The 15,529-nt window shown below is 54.6% G+C and carries 19 protein-coding genes, 1 tRNA gene and 1 pseudogene; 10 read left to right on the plus strand and 11 right to left on the minus strand.

Annotation, left to right across the window (positions count from 1 at the left end; translation table 11 throughout):
• Positions 1-332, minus strand: a 332-nt coding sequence (locus H151_RS0114060) for a recombinase family protein (RefSeq protein ID WP_026354031.1), incomplete at its 3' end; no start/stop codon positions are given.
• Between the two features lie 282 nt (positions 333-614).
• Here H151_RS0114060 and H151_RS0114070 point away from each other — a divergent pair.
• Together H151_RS0114070 and H151_RS0114075 are read left to right on the plus strand one after the other, a co-directional pair.
• Positions 615-905 carry a hypothetical protein gene (locus H151_RS0114070; RefSeq protein WP_083918627.1) on the plus strand — a complete coding sequence of 97 codons (291 nt, stop codon included), beginning with the start codon at positions 615-617 and terminating at the stop codon, positions 903-905.
• 1 nt (position 906) lies between these two features.
• Positions 907-1,278, plus strand: coding sequence for a hypothetical protein (locus H151_RS0114075; protein WP_019960634.1), 372 nt, complete (start codon positions 907-909; stop codon positions 1,276-1,278).
• On the opposite strand, the gene H151_RS0114080 is transcribed toward H151_RS0114075, so the two are convergent.
• The 4 genes from H151_RS0114080 to H151_RS0114095 all read right to left on the minus strand — a co-directional run bounded on the left by H151_RS0114080 (position 1,275) and on the right by H151_RS0114095 (position 3,316).
• Entirely contained in the window at positions 1,275-2,021 is a 747-nt protein-coding gene (locus H151_RS0114080) for a hypothetical protein (RefSeq protein ID WP_019962312.1), read from the minus strand. The genes H151_RS0114075 and H151_RS0114080 overlap by 4 nt on opposite strands.
• A gap of 75 nt (positions 2,022-2,096) precedes the next feature.
• A complete protein-coding gene (locus H151_RS0114085) occupies positions 2,097-2,387 on the minus strand; it encodes a type II toxin-antitoxin system RelE/ParE family toxin (protein WP_019962313.1) in 291 nt (96 codons plus the stop codon).
• Positions 2,380-2,634 carry a type II toxin-antitoxin system ParD family antitoxin gene (locus H151_RS0114090; RefSeq protein WP_026354032.1) on the minus strand — a complete coding sequence of 85 codons (255 nt, stop codon included), beginning with the start codon at positions 2,632-2,634 and terminating at the stop codon, positions 2,380-2,382. Before H151_RS0114090 ends, H151_RS0114085 begins: the two co-directional genes overlap by 8 nt.
• Before the next feature lie 100 nt (positions 2,635-2,734).
• On the minus strand, positions 2,735-3,316 hold the full coding sequence (locus H151_RS0114095; protein WP_156823524.1) for a hypothetical protein: 582 nt from the start codon (positions 3,314-3,316) through the stop codon (positions 2,735-2,737).
• A 338-nt stretch (positions 3,317-3,654) separates the two neighbouring features.
• Here H151_RS0114095 and H151_RS16575 point away from each other — a divergent pair, with 338 nt between their 5' ends.
• From H151_RS16575 to H151_RS17910, 7 genes and pseudogenes are all read left to right on the plus strand, one after another.
• On the plus strand, positions 3,655-4,083 hold the full coding sequence (locus H151_RS16575; protein WP_051088985.1) for a hypothetical protein: 429 nt from the start codon (positions 3,655-3,657) through the stop codon (positions 4,081-4,083).
• 106 nt (positions 4,084-4,189) lie between these two features.
• Entirely contained in the window at positions 4,190-4,486 is a 297-nt protein-coding gene (locus tag H151_RS0114105) for a hypothetical protein (RefSeq protein ID WP_019962317.1), read from the plus strand.
• A gap of 24 nt (positions 4,487-4,510) precedes the next feature.
• Entirely contained in the window at positions 4,511-4,708 is a 198-nt protein-coding gene (locus H151_RS17630) for a hypothetical protein (RefSeq protein WP_156823525.1), read from the plus strand.
• 85 nt (positions 4,709-4,793) lie between these two features.
• On the plus strand, positions 4,794-6,407 hold the full coding sequence (locus H151_RS0114115; RefSeq protein WP_019962319.1) for a type IV secretory system conjugative DNA transfer family protein: 1,614 nt from the start codon (positions 4,794-4,796) through the stop codon (positions 6,405-6,407).
• 79 nt (positions 6,408-6,486) lie between these two features.
• A complete protein-coding gene (locus tag H151_RS0114120) occupies positions 6,487-6,768 on the plus strand; it encodes a hypothetical protein (RefSeq protein ID WP_019962320.1) in 282 nt (93 codons plus the stop codon).
• Positions 6,769-6,857: 89 nt separating this feature from the next.
• Entirely contained in the window at positions 6,858-7,181 is a 324-nt protein-coding gene (locus H151_RS0114125) for a hypothetical protein (RefSeq protein WP_019962321.1), read from the plus strand.
• A 16-nt stretch (positions 7,182-7,197) separates the two neighbouring features.
• Positions 7,198-8,235, plus strand: a pseudogene (locus H151_RS17910) (recombinase family protein); the annotation flags it as partial.
• 39 nt (positions 8,236-8,274) lie between these two features.
• Here the strand turns inward: H151_RS17910 and H151_RS17640 are convergent.
• The 6 genes from H151_RS17640 to H151_RS0114160 all read right to left on the minus strand — a co-directional run bounded on the left by H151_RS17640 (position 8,275) and on the right by H151_RS0114160 (position 14,195).
• Positions 8,275-8,472 (minus strand): hypothetical protein, encoded by a 198-nt coding sequence (locus tag H151_RS17640; protein ID WP_156823526.1) that lies wholly within the window; start codon positions 8,470-8,472, stop codon positions 8,275-8,277.
• Positions 8,473-8,743: 271 nt separating this feature from the next.
• Positions 8,744-8,830 (minus strand) — tRNA-Leu (locus H151_RS0114140).
• A gap of 159 nt (positions 8,831-8,989) precedes the next feature.
• Positions 8,990-9,799, minus strand: coding sequence for a fimbrial biogenesis chaperone (locus tag H151_RS0114145; protein ID WP_083918629.1), 810 nt, complete (start codon positions 9,797-9,799; stop codon positions 8,990-8,992).
• Between the two features lie 12 nt (positions 9,800-9,811).
• Positions 9,812-10,291: a DUF4402 domain-containing protein gene (locus H151_RS0114150; RefSeq protein WP_083918631.1), complete on the minus strand. Its 480-nt coding sequence runs from the start codon at positions 10,289-10,291 to the stop codon at positions 9,812-9,814.
• Positions 10,292-10,377: 86 nt separating this feature from the next.
• Entirely contained in the window at positions 10,378-11,007 is a 630-nt protein-coding gene (locus H151_RS0114155; RefSeq protein WP_019962324.1) for a hypothetical protein, read from the minus strand.
• 164 nt (positions 11,008-11,171) lie between these two features.
• Positions 11,172-14,195 (minus strand): stalk domain-containing protein, encoded by a 3,024-nt coding sequence (locus H151_RS0114160; protein ID WP_026354034.1) that lies wholly within the window; start codon positions 14,193-14,195, stop codon positions 11,172-11,174.
• A gap of 309 nt (positions 14,196-14,504) precedes the next feature.
• On the opposite strand from H151_RS0114160, the gene H151_RS0114165 reads away from it, so the two are divergent.
• Complete coding sequence (locus H151_RS0114165) at positions 14,505-15,515, plus strand: SPOR domain-containing protein (protein ID WP_019962326.1); 1,011 nt, start codon at positions 14,505-14,507, stop codon at positions 15,513-15,515.
• Positions 15,516-15,529: the final 14 nt, after the last annotated feature.

Consider the following 15,529-nt stretch of genomic DNA (forward strand, 5'->3'; position numbering starts at 1 on the left):
GCGCTGGCGACCACAAAAACCGTCTCGCCAAAGGGGGAGCCGGTATCCATCCCCTCACAGATCGAACGAAAAACAATCCCGCGCGCCTTCATCGTGTGCAAAGTATCAATGAGATCAAACACGCTGCGCGCCAGACGGTCGAGCCGCCACACCACCAGCTCATCACCGGCATTTAAGGCCTTCATCATCTGGTTATAGGCCGGGCGGTCCAGACAGGCCCCCGATATACCATGGTCTTCAAACACCTGATCACACTGCGCCGCCACCAGCGCATCGCGCTGAAGATTAAGCGATTGATCATGCGTTGAAACGCGCGCATAGCCGATCCGCATGGCGGCCTCCTTTCCGTGTCCGGTGATAAGCGTAAAACCGCACTGAGCGCGCATTTTATCGTCTCTAATCCCTTCCTTTACGGGACGGGCGCGAAGTGGACGAAAATCCGGCGCGTTTTCACGCCGGATCAGGCGATCTCAATGATGGGTTGACCATAGCAGGGAAAATCTCTTTTTGGAAGGTTTTTGAGACACTTAGCCATACATGTGTATGCGCTATACAGCCTCGATAAGCTCTTGACGGCGCGCGCGGTTTCTTCATGCCAGAGGGGGAGCGCCCGCATGAACCAGTCATCATCACCACAGCAATCATCCCAGAAAAAGACCACCCTGACGGGGGCCATGGCCTGGATCGGGGCCTTTGCGGGCTTCTTATGGGGCGGCACCGCCGGGGATGCCGATCCCGAAATCGGGTTTTGGGCCGGGGCCCTGGCCGGGGCGCTCTTGGGCGCGGCAACGGGCTGGATTGGGGCGCTGACCTTACGCGTTGTGTTCCACATCGCCTTTCTGGCGCTGGCGCTCTTGCTCATCGCCGGGCGCGTGCTTTGGTTTTTCAACAACATGGGAGCGTAAAATGGCCACCCTCAAAACTCTGCTCATCGCAATGAACGCCGCTTTAATGGCCACAGCCCTGTTCACACCCCCCGCACCGGCGCAAGACACAGATGTAGAGCCGGAGCGCTTTACGAATCGTAATATTTTAAGAATGGCTGAAAATGAGCGCAGTGTTTGGTTGCACGGATTAGTGCTTGGATTGGCAAGTGGCATTGCCTTACGCGATCAGAATGCTTCTGATTGTGTAGCAGCTTGGTATTTTGAGAATGAACAACAACACTATGCTACTGTCATTGCTAATTTGGAAAGGTTTCCTGATCACGTCCCGCCGACGGTTGTATTAGCTCTCGCAAGACGCGAATGCCCGCAACTTCGCATAGATTACAACTAAGGAGAAGGGCCGCTAGATAACTGCGGTTCACCGAGCGGTAACAAAGGGTCATCAGAACTTCGGTTTTGTGAAATACTGAACTCTGATGATCCACTGATATGAGCGGCGACGCGGTTTATCTCATCCGAAAAGTTCTGCAACTCCTCGACGCTTAAGGGATTATCCTGATCATTGATCCTGTCTCTGGCAGGATCGATGATCTCGGTCTGGATGTCGGCCAGTTCTGCACTGCGCTGCATTGCAATGCGATATTCTTCAACATTTGTCGCATCTTCTGGAATTGTAACCCCGATCAAAGCCGATGGCGGAATGATCCGCCCATCGCGCGTTTCTGCGCTGCCATCCGGGCGCATAAAGATCACCGTGCCGTCATCAAGACGGGCGGCCTCCGCCTCCAGACGCTCCAGCTCTTCGGCATTGTCCACAAGTGCGTCATTCAATGCGCTTTGGGCCTGGGTTATCGCGCTCTGGGCGCGTGTATAGGCTTCGCGGTATTGCGGGTCTAACAAGCGCGCCTGCAAGGCGCTGAGCGCTGTTTGAACAATGTCCTGGCGGTCCTTGCGTTCTTGTCCGCGCAGGTCTTTATCGCCCGTGATAAAACGCCGGACCTTACCATTTTCCCGGCCCGCGATCTCATCCTGTAAATCTGAAAATTCGTGTTTCTGACGGATAAGCTGGGCGCCATGTCCATCCGCATCCCCTGCGGCGTTCAAATAATGCTCAGATAAATATCCCTTGTCCATAAAACCCCTTAAATATATGAATATTATAAGGATATGGACTTAAGATTGGGTTAAGATATTCACCGCGCGGCCAATTTAAAGGTGCTCGCTTGGGTTCTGCCGCCCATGGAGGAACGCATGAACAATAACAGCTTCACGCGTGACTTCATAATAAATCCAATAATCCTGGATGAAGTATTTACGATACCCAATGCGGACATCACTGGCATTTTGCCCAATATGAGGATTATTCATGAGGGCGACTAAAGCGTTTTCAAGTCCGCCTTTGTAAGTCTCAAGCTGGGCTTGCCCCCAGTGCTTTATTGTCCAGGCTGCAATAGCTTCAAGGTGCCGCTCTGCTGGCTTAGTAATGACCAGTTCAAGCATTTTTAGCGCGCGCCCAAATTCCTTCTATGAACCCATGAACATCTTCACGCGTCGTCAGAGCCGTGATTTGCCCGTTATCATAAGCGCGCTGACTTTCATCAATCATGGCTTGAAGCTGGCTGCGCTCTTGATCCTTACGAATAAGGTCACGTAAATATTCGCTATCATTTCCATAGCGTCCACTTTCAACTTGGGCTTTCACCCAGCTGTCCATAGGCTCTGGCATTGTGATGGTTTTGCGTATCATATATCAATCATACTAAATATGATCGAATTATTCAAGAGCGTCATAGGCTCACGGCATAATCTGGCGGCGCTTTACACCGAAGAAATATCCCGTTCAGCCCCTAAAGCGGATAAGCCAAAAGATGGCGGCGCAGATCATCATAAAGCACGGTGTCGCTATAGCGGTGCATATCGGATTTATTACGCAAAGAGAGCAATTCCTCCTTGTCCAGCAAGGTACGAAAATGCCCCGTCAATCTCTCGTACCGCGTGATCACGCTCCCGTATTTTTCAATAAATTCCGGGTTATCTTTATACTGACGGATAAAGGCTCCGATCTCACTAAGCTGGCTTAAGGCCTGACGCGTCTCATCGGGGTAAAGCTGCTCTGGGGTCTTGGGCAGATGGATAGAACAAAACAGCCGCACCGTCATTTCATAGACATGGCGCGTCTTTTCCTTTGGATCGCGGAACCTGGCCGCATGATGTTTGCGGTGGGCGGCAAAATTCGGGCCTTTTGAAACTTCTTCCAGGATTGCCCGGCCCCGCGCGCTAAGCGCACGGTTTTGATAAAGATACATCCCCGTTCCGCCAAAGGCGTGGCGCTCCATCAATGTCGCCTCAATGAGCTTTGCGCGCAAACGGGAGAAGAGCTCACGGATGGAGCGTTCAGACAGCCGGGTATCTCGCGCTGCCTGCGCCACCGTATGACCCTGCGCAAAGGCCTTGAGGACCTTTAAGAAACGATATTCCGACAATTTGGAACCGTGGTGATAGCGGTTACGGGGTCTGGGGTTCGAGGCCGTTTTTTGTTTTCGGTTCGTCATAACAGATTATATTTTTCATAGACTTAAATATTGTCTTGCCCGGCTTTGCTTCCGTAAGGCGTTTGACGCGCGCTTGGCCTGAGCATAGCCTCCTGATCATCCCCTCTAAAGACAAAAGCGCTCCATCACAGCGGCTTGAAACAGGTTTTGAAAGGGCCAGTGCGCCCGGATTTCAAGGCCTGTTTCGACCTGGGATCAATCAAGGAGCTGAGACGATGATCTGTCCTTACTGCAAAACCCACCTATCCGCCGCCAATGACCAATCCCACACCCCGCCCAGAACACTCTGGCTGGAGGAGCCGGACCGCCTGCTCTCGGTCAGCTATAGTTCCCGCCTGGCAATTGTCATTGCCAATCTGGGTCTATCGCGCCGCGCCCTGGCCGATGACATGGCCCATCACCTTTATCTTTATGAGGGTGTTATCCGCAACCGCGCCAGCGGGAAGGTTATTATGCTGGATGATGAAGCGATAGAGCGGGCCTTCAATAATGATGGCAGTTTTCGCTGGATTTCTGAATTCATCCGCCGCGGCGAACGGCCCGGCCAGCGGCGTATGCAAGAGCGAACCTTTGAGCGCCTGGCCCTGCTTGATCTTTATATCAAAATCAAACACCCGGCCATTGCGCGTCATTTAGCGCGCTAAGCCCCCAACCTAGGCACCGACCTATGATTTGATCCTTGACATCCGGCAAGGCCAAAAGGGCCCGCATACCGCAAGGTCCAGCCCCGCCGGATGTAAGGAGGATGCCATGCTTCGATCACCCAAGCGAGATGAGGCCAAGACCCCCTTCATGAAGTCAGTAGAGGGACTTGCCAATGTCCTGGCGCTCATCGCCACCTATTTAGGGACGCCCCCGCTTCACCGCGCCACCAGCGGGTTTATCCAACGCTACACGGCAGAGAATTACGGCGAAATGCTCGCCGATCCGGCCAGCTTCGTCTGGTTCTGCCTGGTCGCGGCCAGCGTGTTCTTCATCTCGCGCGCCACCTTATCAACCGCCATCGTCATGGGCGGTTTGATGCTGGCATCACGCTTTGCCTTTTAACCTCAAAGCTTAAGGAGCTTACGCATGAAAAAAGCCAAACACCATCAAGAAGCCGGGCCGATCAAAACTCTGATCATAGCCCTTGGCGCGTTCATCACGCTGGGCGGCATAACAGGTCTGGTTTCCGCTGAAATCGGGATGGGGCTGATCATGACCACGCTCGGGATCGGCATAATCTGGGCCGGATCGCACCTGCCCAATAAAAATCACATCACCTGGTAACCCGCCGCTCACAAGGGGCACAAAATCTATTGAAGGGGGGCATGATCCATGCCTCCCTTTTTTTAATCAAAGGACAATCAAGACCATGTTTGAAGATGCGTTTTACGCCCAGAACCGTTACGGCTCGGCGCGCTGGTCCGATGAAAATAATATCCGCAAGGCCGGATTATTTGACCCCAAGGGCCTTCAACTTGGATTTTTCAAAGACAAAACATTGCGCATGCCAGGCGATGCCCCGTTGATTACGATTGCCGGGGCCGGTGCGGGCAAATTTACAACCGTCATTGCGGCCAATCTGTGTATGGACCCCCAGACCCCCATGATGGTGCTGGACCCGCGCGCAGAGATCGCCGCGACCTCCCTTCACACCCTGGCGCGCGCAGGCACCTATGGCTATTGCTGGTGCCCCGTTGCCATGCACCACTTGCCGCAACATAGCTGTAATCTGCTTGATATTCTTACGCCCCAAAGCCCAACGCTCAAACCCGATACGGCCATGATCTTTTCCACGCTGATCCCCATTGGCCCCAATACGCGCGAGCCCTATTTTAAGCAACGCGTCCAGCAATGGTGCAGCGCCCTGACTTTGTTCGAGATTCACCGCAAAGGCTTTGCGACCCTGCCGGGCCTTTATCGTCAATTTCAAAAGATTGAAGGCGATCCCCAAGCCTGGGCCGATACGCTGTCGGGCATGTTACAATCCCACGAACCCGATATTCGCGCCAGCGCCGGGGAAATGCTGACCAAACAGCAAGATGCGCCGCGCGAATTCGGTGCGATTACCGGCGAGTTTCAAGCCTCTATGGGGTTCTTGAACGATCCATGCCTGCAAACCGCGCTTGAGGGGGAGGGTTTCTCGGTGAAGGCGCTCGCCCATCCCCTCCAGACCAGCCGCATTTTCCTGAATGTGCCTGCTGAATATATCAAGCTTTGGGCCCCGGTCTTGCGCCTCTTTTTCGCTTTGGCAATGGTCTATAAACGCCGCGCCCCCCTATCACCGCGCATTTTGCTAATGATCGATGAGGCCGGGCAATTAGGCTATTTTGAGGAATTACTCAAAGCCTTCACCTTCGGGCGCGGCGATGGCGTCCGCACATGGGCTTTTTTTCAAGATGTCGGCCAGATCACGCGTAATTTTGGACCTGATGCGGTTCAAAGCTTTTTAGGCTCGGCGCAAGTGCGTCAATTTTTTGGCGCGCGTGATTACCCCACAGCCAAGCTCATCAGTGATATGCTGGGCCATCAAACCCTGCATTTTGACGATCATTTGCAACAATCCGACGCCAGGCGGCGTAGACAAAAACTCCTGCAAGTGGTGATGAAAGGCGAAGACCCGTTCGAAGCGGCAACTGATTTCGGACAGGCTGATTTTGCCACCACCTATCAAAGCCAGCAAAGCCGTGCACTATTAAACCCGGATGAAGTGCTGGCCCTGCCTGAAGACAAACAAATCCTTTTTATCTCCGGCAAAAACCTTCATCCCGTATTGGGCGAGCGCAAGCCCTATTTTATGCGCGCTGACATGGCCGGGCTTTATCTAAACAACCCCATGCACCCGCCAGCGGATAGTGTGCGTATTAAAACCCGCTTTGGCCATAAAACTCTCAAAGTGTGTGAAGGCCCGGTCTCCCAAGACTATGCCCATCTGCCGCAATACCAAACCGGGCGCATGCGCTGGGCCGAAGGATACCCGGTTTAAACGCTTATTCCCCCAAATTTCCGCTGATAACCGGCCATGATGAAAAGGCGTAGCCCCCAAATAGAGGAGCCTTTTCATCATGGCTAAGCTTAGTAAAGCGCAAAACCGCTTCACCGATATTGCAACCCGGCGCGAACTCGATGCGCTGGAATCCCAGCGCCAAACACCCCGGCTAGAGCGTCATCTTACCCCTGGCGGAACCCTAACCCAACGCGTCCACCAAACCCTGCATGAGGCCGATCAGCGGCGCATGGCGTATCTGCGTGATCGGCTCAGCCGGACCAAGGATAAACCCGCGCGGGATTTGGCCCTCAGCGCGAATAAAGGCCGCGCCAAAGCCCAGTTTGATCGCGGGCGCTAACCTCAAAAAACAACCCATAATTGCATATTCTGCCCAAAGTTTGATATACTTAAGCATGCCGGGCAGCATGGACCTAAAGGAGGTTTTCCATGACCAGGCCCTATAAAGACGCTCAAATCACCGCTTCACCCGATTTTACCAAGGCCGCATCGCGGACCGGCCCCATTGACGCCGCGCAGTTTGAGCGCTGGCTCCAACAGCTGGGTGATATAGATCTGGATGACACTGAAAAACGCGAGATGCTTGAAACCCTTTGGCAGCTGATCGACACCGTATTGCGCATTCAATTCGGCCTTGATCCGGCCCAGCAGCTTTGTGGACAAAATCAGAATAAATCCACACCCCAGCCCGGCGATCAGCTAAACTTGAAGCCAACAGGTCAAGATCAATCAGACCCCAACATTCACGCATAAAGACAAGGAGGCGCGTATGAAACCCGAACCAAGCCCCAATCCCCAGCGTAAAGCCGTCATATATACGCGCGTCTCCACAGACCGTCAGACCCGCGAAGGCGATGGCCTACGCTCTCAGGCCACAGCCTGTGAAGAATTTGCCGCGCATAACGATTATACGGTGATCCGCACCTTCTCTGATGTCATGAGCGGCAAACACGCCGCACGTTCCGGCATGGAAGATATGCTTGCCTATCTGCGTGCCCATCCGGGCGATAACTGGGTTGTCCTGATAGACGATATAAGCCGCCTGGCCCGTGATCTGATGAGCTATCTCACGCTGAGAAACGAAATCGCGGCGGCGGGCGGCGAGCTTAAATCACCCAAAATGACCTTCTCGGATGATCCGGCGGCGCAATTGCCCGAACGGATGATGGCCATCATTGTTGAACATGAACGTATCACCAATGCCCGGCGCGCCTCTGAACGCATGCGCGCGCGGCTTCAAAACGGCTATTGGTGTTTTCCTGTGCCCTCGCCCGCCTATCGCTTCATCAATGATCCCGCACAAGGTGGTAAAGTTATGATACGCCAGGAACCGGCAGCGCGTGTCTTGGCCGAAACCTTGGAGCTTTTTGCCTCCGGCCAGCTCAGCTCACAAGCCGAAGTGATGCGTCACCTGAATGCCCAGCCGGGCTATCCCAAGGGTAAATCCGGCACGATCAGCAAGCAGCGCATCCGGCCGCTGCTCTCAAACCCCTTAAATGCGGGTTATATTCAATATGACCCTTGGGGGATCAAACTGACCAAAGCCCGCCATGAACCCTTGATCAGCCTGGAGACCTTTAAAAAAATCCAGGACCGCCTGAAGGGCCGCCCTGTCTTCCCGGTCCGCAAATCGATCAATGAAGATTTTCCCTTGCGCGGCTTTGTGTTGTGCGATGATTGCGGCCAGCCCTATCGCGGCGCGTTTTCCAAAAGCCGGAACGGCGCGCTCCACGGCTATTATGTCTGTCAGACAAAAAGCTGCTCATCCTATGGCAAATCGGCGCGAAAGGCCGATGTCGAGGATCAGTTTGAGGCCTTGCTCGCCTCACTGGCCCCACGCCCGGAATTAATGCGTATCGCCGCCGATATGTTCAAAACCCTTTGGGCCAACCATAGCGCCGCCCATCATGAGCGTATGGACACGGCCCAAAAGGGCCTCAAAGCGCTGGAAACACGCCTGCAAGGCGTGATCGAGCGGGCAATCCATGCAACACGGCCCAGCCTGATCAATGCCTATGAAGGCGAAATAGAACGTCTGGAACATCAGCGCAGTGTTGAAGAAGAGCGTCTGGCGAGGATGGAGCGCGAAGGCGCGTTGAAGACGCCTGATTTTGAAAAAGCCTATCGAACCGCCATGGAATTTCTGGCAAACCCCTTGAAGCTCTGGCGTTCCCAGCGAATCGAAGACCGCCGCGCCGCCGTCAAACTGACCTTCGCCAGCCAGCTGCGCTATAAAAGAAATGACGGCTATCGAACCGCCGACATCGCGCTGCCCTTCAGGGTTCTAGGCGACTTGACCCAACCTGGGTCAAGTATGGTGCGGACAGCCGGACTTGAACCGGCACGCCCATTCGGGCGACAGATTTTAAGTCTGTTGCGTCTACCGATTCCGCCATGTCCGCACATGTCTTTGAGGCTGCCCCCAAATCGATAGAGGCGCGATCCTACACAATCAGATGAGGATTTCCAGTCGCCAAAGCTGCATCTGAGCCAAGAAATACAGACATGAAAAAGCCCCGCCCCCGAAAGAGGACGGGGCCATGATCGCGCAAAGGCTATACTTAAAGGCTGACGCCGGTTTGGGACAGCACGGCGTTATTGGCGTTGGGATCGACATAATAGACATGAAGCTCGCCGCGGCTGAGATCGGCCCCATGATCAGGGAAAAGCGGAATGGGCCGGGTGATGGTGGAGACTTCTGGATAAACCGCAACACCGTTTAATTGACCAATGGGGGTCAGCTGGCTGGTGCTATCGGGGCGCCAGAACAGATGCACATTGCCAAAGGTACTGAAGGCTCCCTGACGATCAAAGCGCACCATGACTTGGGCGTCTTGAGGGCGTAACTCAACGGCTGTGGCTGTGATATTTGCCCCGCCCTGGCCTTGGCGCACAATGATGGGCAGCGTAAAGCCCAGCGCAATATTGACCTGTGCGGCCATGCCTTGACCGCCGGTATTGCTGGCCAGCAAAGCGGGCGGGGAGAGATCTTCGGCGTTTAAACGCAAATGAGAGCGGTATTCGCCGGCCGGCAGGCCAGCGGGACGACGCACGGCCAGGCGGATGGTTTGGGTTTCACCTGGGCGAAGGGTGATCCGGCTGGGGGAGAAGACGACAAAGCTAGCGGAGCCGCCGACATTGGTAACGACCTCATTGACCTCGCCATATTCATTCATCCGGGTATGGATCCAGTCAAAGGTATAGGCTTTGACGGAATTGGATGAATTGACCACGGAGATCGTCGCCGAACGCTCATTCGGTTCAATAATGATCCGTTGTGGGGTAAAAATCAGATCCGCATGGGCTGCGGTCGTGAAAGCCAGGGCGCACATAACCAGGGCAATGAGTTTTAACCCGAATAACCGTCTCATAATCGCTCTCTCTTAAGGGACTGGGGTAACTGTGATGGTGATATTTCCGGAATGAACTTCATTCATCCCATTGGGCGTTGCGACATCAGAGTGAAGGCGTGCGCCGACATAGAAGACTGCGCGTCCATTGGATTGGGCGCGAATGGTGCTGGGCAGTATCGTGACATCGTCGATGGTAAGCTTCACCAGGCTTTGTGAGGCCCCGCCGAGATAAGGCGAAAAGCTGACATCGACGGTGATTTCCTGATTGGGGGCCAAGCCATCGACCATCACTTCGGCGCGGTGGCCGTTGACGAAGCGCACGATATTGCCGCTTTGAGTAATCGAGTTGTCTGGCCCAATGGTCAAGGTGGCGGCGAGATTATCGGTCTTGACGAAGGTGCCAAAGGATAAGTCTTCGACAATTGTGACGGTGTAGCTGACCTGCGCGCGCGCATGGGTACTGAATGTCAGGCTGATCAAGGCAGCCAGGATGACAGCTAGCACCCGCACTTTTCACTCCCGCACCGACATAATGACCCAAAAAAAACGCCGCCCAAAAGGGCGGCGTTTAATCTGCGATGATTCTCAGCTCGATCTTAGCTGAAATTCGCGGTTAAAGCGATCGTACCGGTATAAACGGTGTTGGTCGCTTGGAAGTTTGCGGTTGCGCTGCTGGCTGTGATCGTACCGCCTAGAGCGAAGGTGACATCGCCGGTACCATTGGTGGTCATGGTGCAAGAGCGGGTCGTTGCAGGAGGGCCACCGGCGTCCGTGCAGGTGCCAATTGAGCCCGCGCCAGGAGCAACGACGGGGGTGGCAGATGGAACGACGGTAAAGCTACCGTTGGTGGATGGAACGCCAGATGCGCTCAGCGTGCCACCGGTCAACGGCCAAGACACCGTGACGTTGGTGAAGCTTGGAATGCCGGTGGAAACGGTATAGCTACCGGCGGTACCTGCGGTCAGAACCAGCATGTTTGAGGTGCCAGTAGAGGTGTTTGAGAAAGCACCCGCTGGGGTCATAGACCCGGCAGGCGCGTTGGTGCCGTCGGAGATCATCGTGATCGTGCCGAAGTTCAGCGGGGTGTTTTCAGTGATGGCCAATGCGTTGTTCAGGGTGACGCTAACATTGATGTTCTCGATTACCTGAGCTGAAGCGACGCCTGTTGCTGAGGCTGCGAGCACCAGAGCAAGGCCAAGCGGGCGTTTGAGAGAAAGAGTGTCCATGTCCCTACCTTGTTTTTGCAAGGGGCGTCGCCCCATTGGAAGTTGATAAGTCAAGCCTGAATTTGACTTCCACAAGGGCTATAAAAGCGCTTTAACGTTAACGAAGCGTTTCTCGTGAACGGACAATTGGCAAGTTTTAGGGAAAATTCAGCATAATTCTATACTTATTGACGTGAAGACTGGCGTGTTTGCGATAAAACGGTCACGGCGCAGGCCGGATAAGCCGCCTTTAGGATTTGACACGCCTGGGCGGCGCGCTCTGCATTGGGGAAGGGGCCAATCTCCAATTCATACTGTCCATTGCCCGGTGTTGAGCCGTCAATCAAGCCAATCCCGCGCAAGGTTTCAGGATAATGGGCCAGGGCCAGTAATAGCGCGCTATTACGACCAAAGGGGGTTTGATAGACCCCCAAGGCTAGGCCATAGCCGTGTCCGCGGGCGTGCCCTCTTAACGCTTGGTGGAGATCATCGCGCGATTGACGGCTAAAGCCAGAATTGAGACTGGCTATGAGGCTTTCATCACGATCAATTAAAGTGAGTTCAATACCCTTGATCTCATGGGTGCGTGTAATGCGCACATAGCTGGACCGGGTCAGGCGTAAATTGCGTTCGTTTAAAGTGGCCGGATCGACCTCTATTTGGTAATACCCCACCGGCAGGTGAGAGATCAGAAAATATCCTTCGCCATCGGTGCGCCCTTCCCCGCGAAGTCGTCCTGTCAGGTCAAAGATTTTAACCGGCGTCCCGGTGAGCGCGCGGTTATATTGCCCATTCCGGACATAAATCACCCCTTCCAGCTCTGCCGTAGGGACCACGGCGATATCAAAGTTTTGCGTATTGCCTGGGCGTGGAATGACCGAGAAGCTGGGCTCAAGCGGAGCCAGAAAGGGATCATCTAGGCTGGAGAGGTCAATTTCAATATCGCTCGCTTGGTGCGTGCCCAGGCGCGCGATATAGGCAATCCCGCGGGCATTGGTCAGGCCAGAGCGCCGGGCCTGAATGGCATTGATGCGCACATGCTCCAAGGCGCGGTCGCCGCCATTGAAGATGCCATCTTGGTTGAAGTCTTCAAAGACCCGGATGGAGAGTGCGCCAAAGGCACCATTGCGGTCACTGGTGATATGGGCCTGACGATCAACACTGTCCCAACCCACGGAAAGACGTCCATCAATAAAGGCGGACCACTGGCCAGTGGTCGACCATTGACCGCGCGGGCTGAGCGTAAGAAGGCCTAAATCCCAGTCGGCGCGCGCCTCCAGCGTGGTGTCTTTAGAAAGGAAGCTATAGCTGGCGCTCGCCTGGGTGCTGAGATCATTGTTGATGCGATAGCGGCTGCTGACATGGAGCAGCTCAACCTCGCCTTCTTTGAAGTTTGTGGTTAGCCTGGCCCGGGTCAAGACGCGATCGCGGTTAAACCCCCAGGATACATCACCCACGAATGAATCGTCATTGGGGTTTGGCCCGTCTTGCCAGCGCAGGCTGGTATCCAAGCTTCCGCCCAGTACGGCGCGGCTGGTGCGTAGATTGGCTTCATAGCGCGGATCCGTGCCCTCATCCTGGAATTGGCGAAGGTCAAGCTGGTAGGGGGAGTTTTGACCTAAAATGTTCGGTAATTGCCCAGAAATTGCGAGGCTCAAGGCGGAGGAGTTCTGAAGGCGTTCGCTATTTGTGAAGGGATAATCCACCCACCGCGTATAGCTCAACTGGGTTTGTTGGCCGAAGATACGCCGGCCCGCGCCGGCAGACGCCACAAAGCCGCCGGTATTATCAACACGCACCGTCGAGCGAAGGAGAGTATTGCCAATAAAGGTCGAAAGGCTGGCTGCGCCCTGATAATGATGCTCCCCATTGATGATGGGAGTGTCCAGGCCCAAGGTTAAAGATGAGCGTTGGCCCAAACGCATCGACAGCGAGCCGGACGCGCGATAGCCCTCTTGAGCCGCATCGCCCCCTTGATTCTGGTCGAATACGCTTCGCCCCTGCTGGGTCAGGGCAATGTTATACAAAAGGCCAGCTTGACTATCCGCCGTGACCGGGATGTCACGCTCTTCTTCACGCACCTGGCCTTGGGGGCCATAGAATTTAAGCACGAACCGGTTTTGCCCAGCAAACAGCATCACTTCATCAAAACTATAGCGCCCGTTTTCACTGGCGCGTTGCTGGTCGATCAAGACATCATTGCGATAGAGCTCGACATCCCATCCCGGTTGCAAATCGCCGTCAAAGCGGGTTGTGCCATAATCGGCTTGGCCAAAAAGGGGCTGGTTCGACACCCGAATGCCGCGCTGAATGGATGAGCCTTGATCAAAGGGGAGGCTGACCCCTTGAATATCGCCCCAATCGAGCTGCGTGGCTTTTAACGGGCCAAGCAAATCACCCTCACTTGAGCGACGTGAGAACGTGATCCGGGCTGAGGGTACAGGATTATCTTGTGTCCCGGAAAGAAATAAGATTGTTGAATGTTTTAAGAAATCGCCTTGGGCGATCAAGGAATATGACAGAAGATTATTTAAGGATTGGCCCGGTAATTGGCGCAATCGATTAGAGGCTTGCAAGTCGAACATCGGCGTGGACAGCCAGGCATAAGGCCGGGTCGCATCCTCATGAGCCGCTGTTTCCAACCCGCTTAGGGTGCTACCTGTTCGCCGGTTTGCGCGCTGAAGTTGAGCGATAATGGGAAGGGTCTGCTCGGTTTCCAGTTCCAGATACATAAAGCGCAGATTGGCGTCGACTTTAAAGCCTAACCAATCTTCCAAGGCGCGTGTATGCACATATATATCATAGCCATCGCTATAAAGCGCCTGCGCAGGCAAGGTCAGCGTCTTGTCCCCAAAACGCGCTTCGCCGGTTTGCGGATCTAAAGCGACACTTTGGTCTTCACTGAAGGCCCATCCGGAGACGGCTTGGCTGGTTTCATCTACACTGATCGCCAGATAAAGCGCATCAGCCAATTCGCGGATAGGGACCATGATGGAGCGCCCCCGCTTAATCGCGGTGAGCGGCGTGTCGAGCGTGTAGCGCCCGATTCGCACTTCGAACACGACTGTATCCCCGTCAGGAATACGCAAATAGGCAGCCTCAGATTCTGAGAGGAAGTGCGGCTCAATACGTTTTGTGAATTCACGCGCGAGGTCAATGAGTTGCTGATCTTGAGCCGGAGGCGTGTTGGCGCTCTGGGCCCAGCTCATACTGGTCCAGCTCAAGGCCAAACTTAGTCCGCATACCAGCGTTTTTTGGATCACCGAAACCACGCGCGAATCACTAGAGGAAACAACACCTTCTTATCCATTTTAAGGGCTTGGTAACCCTGGTTAACCTGAAGTTACCTGTGGATGACTCGCGCGATAAAACAAGTGGATCTTTATTTCTTGTTTTAAATCATGATGTTGACGGATGGGTCATATTTGCCTAGAAAGCAGGCGCACCCATCTCGATTTGGTAAATAAAATGCTAAGCTTTGTGGGACGTCGATTCACTTTAGGGGCTTTCCAGCGGGTATGGGCCGTTTCATCCTCTTCACATTTATGGGCTTGACCCTGATGTGCGCTCTGAGCGGGTGTGCGAGCCTTGGTTCTCGAGGTCAGGGGGAAGATGCGTCTTTCGTGCCGAGCTTGCCAGAAGTGCCTACCCAGACCTTGCCCTCAACCGCGCGTGTGCAGTCTGGTGGCTTAAGTCCCCAAGAAGAAGAGGCTTTGCGCCAGCAAGTCGTTTCGCTACAGGCGCAATTGACCCAGATGAAACCCGGGGTCGATCGGCTGCTCTCCATCGAAAATGATATCCGGATCTTGCTCGAGCAGCTTGCCGCGATTAGCGATACCAGCTTGGCGCAAAGTCATCTCGCAAGTTCAGCGCCGGGGGGTAACCCAGTTCGTCCGTTGGGGGCTTCGCCCGCACAACAACCCTCTTCCTTCCAGCCCCTGGCAAGCGGGGATGAGAGTGGGGGGGCTACGCAAACCCAAGCGAACACTACGCTCCAGCCTCTCTCTCAAAACGCCCCCCGCACGGATTTTGCCCCAACACAAAGCGCGGGGGGGCCTGCGAATTTATCCAGTCCGCCGCCCTTGACGCCTCCAGCGCAAACTTTGTTGCGAGAGGAGCAAGCGCGCGCCGCGCAGCAAAGCGCTCAGGCCTCACCCTCAACATCGCCATCCCCGATGCCCGCAACCGCATCGCCTACGCCGCGCCCGACACCGCCTCCTGTGTCTTCTCCCACGGTGAATAATCGCGATGTTGTCAGGGGCCAGGACGAGATTTTTGTCCATTTGGCCTCTTACCGCAGTGAAGAGATGGCGCAGGCGGGCTGGCGTGAAATGGTGGCGCAATATGGTTCGATCCTGGCTGGGCTTTATCCGCGTATCATTCGTGCGGATTTGGGTGAGCGTGGCATTTATTATCGCCTTCATGCCGGACATTTTTTGGATCAAGCATCAGCTCAGGCGCTGTGTGAGCGTTTGAAAAGTGTGGATGTATATTGCCAGGTGACCCATCTGGCTCCCTCAGGCGCTTAATCTCAACTTTAAAT

The sequence above is a fragment of the Woodsholea maritima DSM 17123 genome (genome assembly GCF_000382325.1).
GTDB classification, from domain to species: domain Bacteria; phylum Pseudomonadota; class Alphaproteobacteria; order Caulobacterales; family Maricaulaceae; genus Woodsholea; species Woodsholea maritima.

Coding starts and splice junctions, on each gene's coding strand:
- H151_RS0114070 (WP_083918627.1), top strand. CDS start 615: ATGAACCAGTCATCATCACCACAGCAATCATCCCAGAAAAAGACCACC.
- H151_RS0114075 (WP_019960634.1), top strand. CDS start 907: ATGGCCACCCTCAAAACTCTGCTCATCGCAATGAACGCCGCTTTAATG.
- H151_RS0114080 (WP_019962312.1), bottom strand. CDS start 2,021: ATGGACAAGGGATATTTATCTGAGCATTATTTGAACGCCGCAGGGGAT.
- H151_RS0114085 (WP_019962313.1), bottom strand. CDS start 2,387: ATGCTTGAACTGGTCATTACTAAGCCAGCAGAGCGGCACCTTGAAGCT.
- H151_RS0114090 (WP_026354032.1), bottom strand. CDS start 2,634: ATGATACGCAAAACCATCACAATGCCAGAGCCTATGGACAGCTGGGTG.
- H151_RS16575 (WP_051088985.1), top strand. CDS start 3,655: ATGATCTGTCCTTACTGCAAAACCCACCTATCCGCCGCCAATGACCAA.
- H151_RS0114105 (WP_019962317.1), top strand. CDS start 4,190: ATGCTTCGATCACCCAAGCGAGATGAGGCCAAGACCCCCTTCATGAAG.
- H151_RS17630 (WP_156823525.1), top strand. CDS start 4,511: ATGAAAAAAGCCAAACACCATCAAGAAGCCGGGCCGATCAAAACTCTG.
- H151_RS0114115 (WP_019962319.1), top strand. CDS start 4,794: ATGTTTGAAGATGCGTTTTACGCCCAGAACCGTTACGGCTCGGCGCGC.
- H151_RS0114120 (WP_019962320.1), top strand. CDS start 6,487: ATGGCTAAGCTTAGTAAAGCGCAAAACCGCTTCACCGATATTGCAACC.
- H151_RS0114125 (WP_019962321.1), top strand. CDS start 6,858: ATGACCAGGCCCTATAAAGACGCTCAAATCACCGCTTCACCCGATTTT.
- H151_RS17640 (WP_156823526.1), bottom strand. CDS start 8,472: ATGTTCCAGACGTTCTATTTCGCCTTCATAGGCATTGATCAGGCTGGG.
- H151_RS0114145 (WP_083918629.1), bottom strand. CDS start 9,799: ATGAGACGGTTATTCGGGTTAAAACTCATTGCCCTGGTTATGTGCGCC.
- H151_RS0114155 (WP_019962324.1), bottom strand. CDS start 11,007: ATGGACACTCTTTCTCTCAAACGCCCGCTTGGCCTTGCTCTGGTGCTC.
- H151_RS0114160 (WP_026354034.1), bottom strand. CDS start 14,195: ATGAGCTGGGCCCAGAGCGCCAACACGCCTCCGGCTCAAGATCAGCAA.
- H151_RS0114165 (WP_019962326.1), top strand. CDS start 14,505: ATGGGCCGTTTCATCCTCTTCACATTTATGGGCTTGACCCTGATGTGC.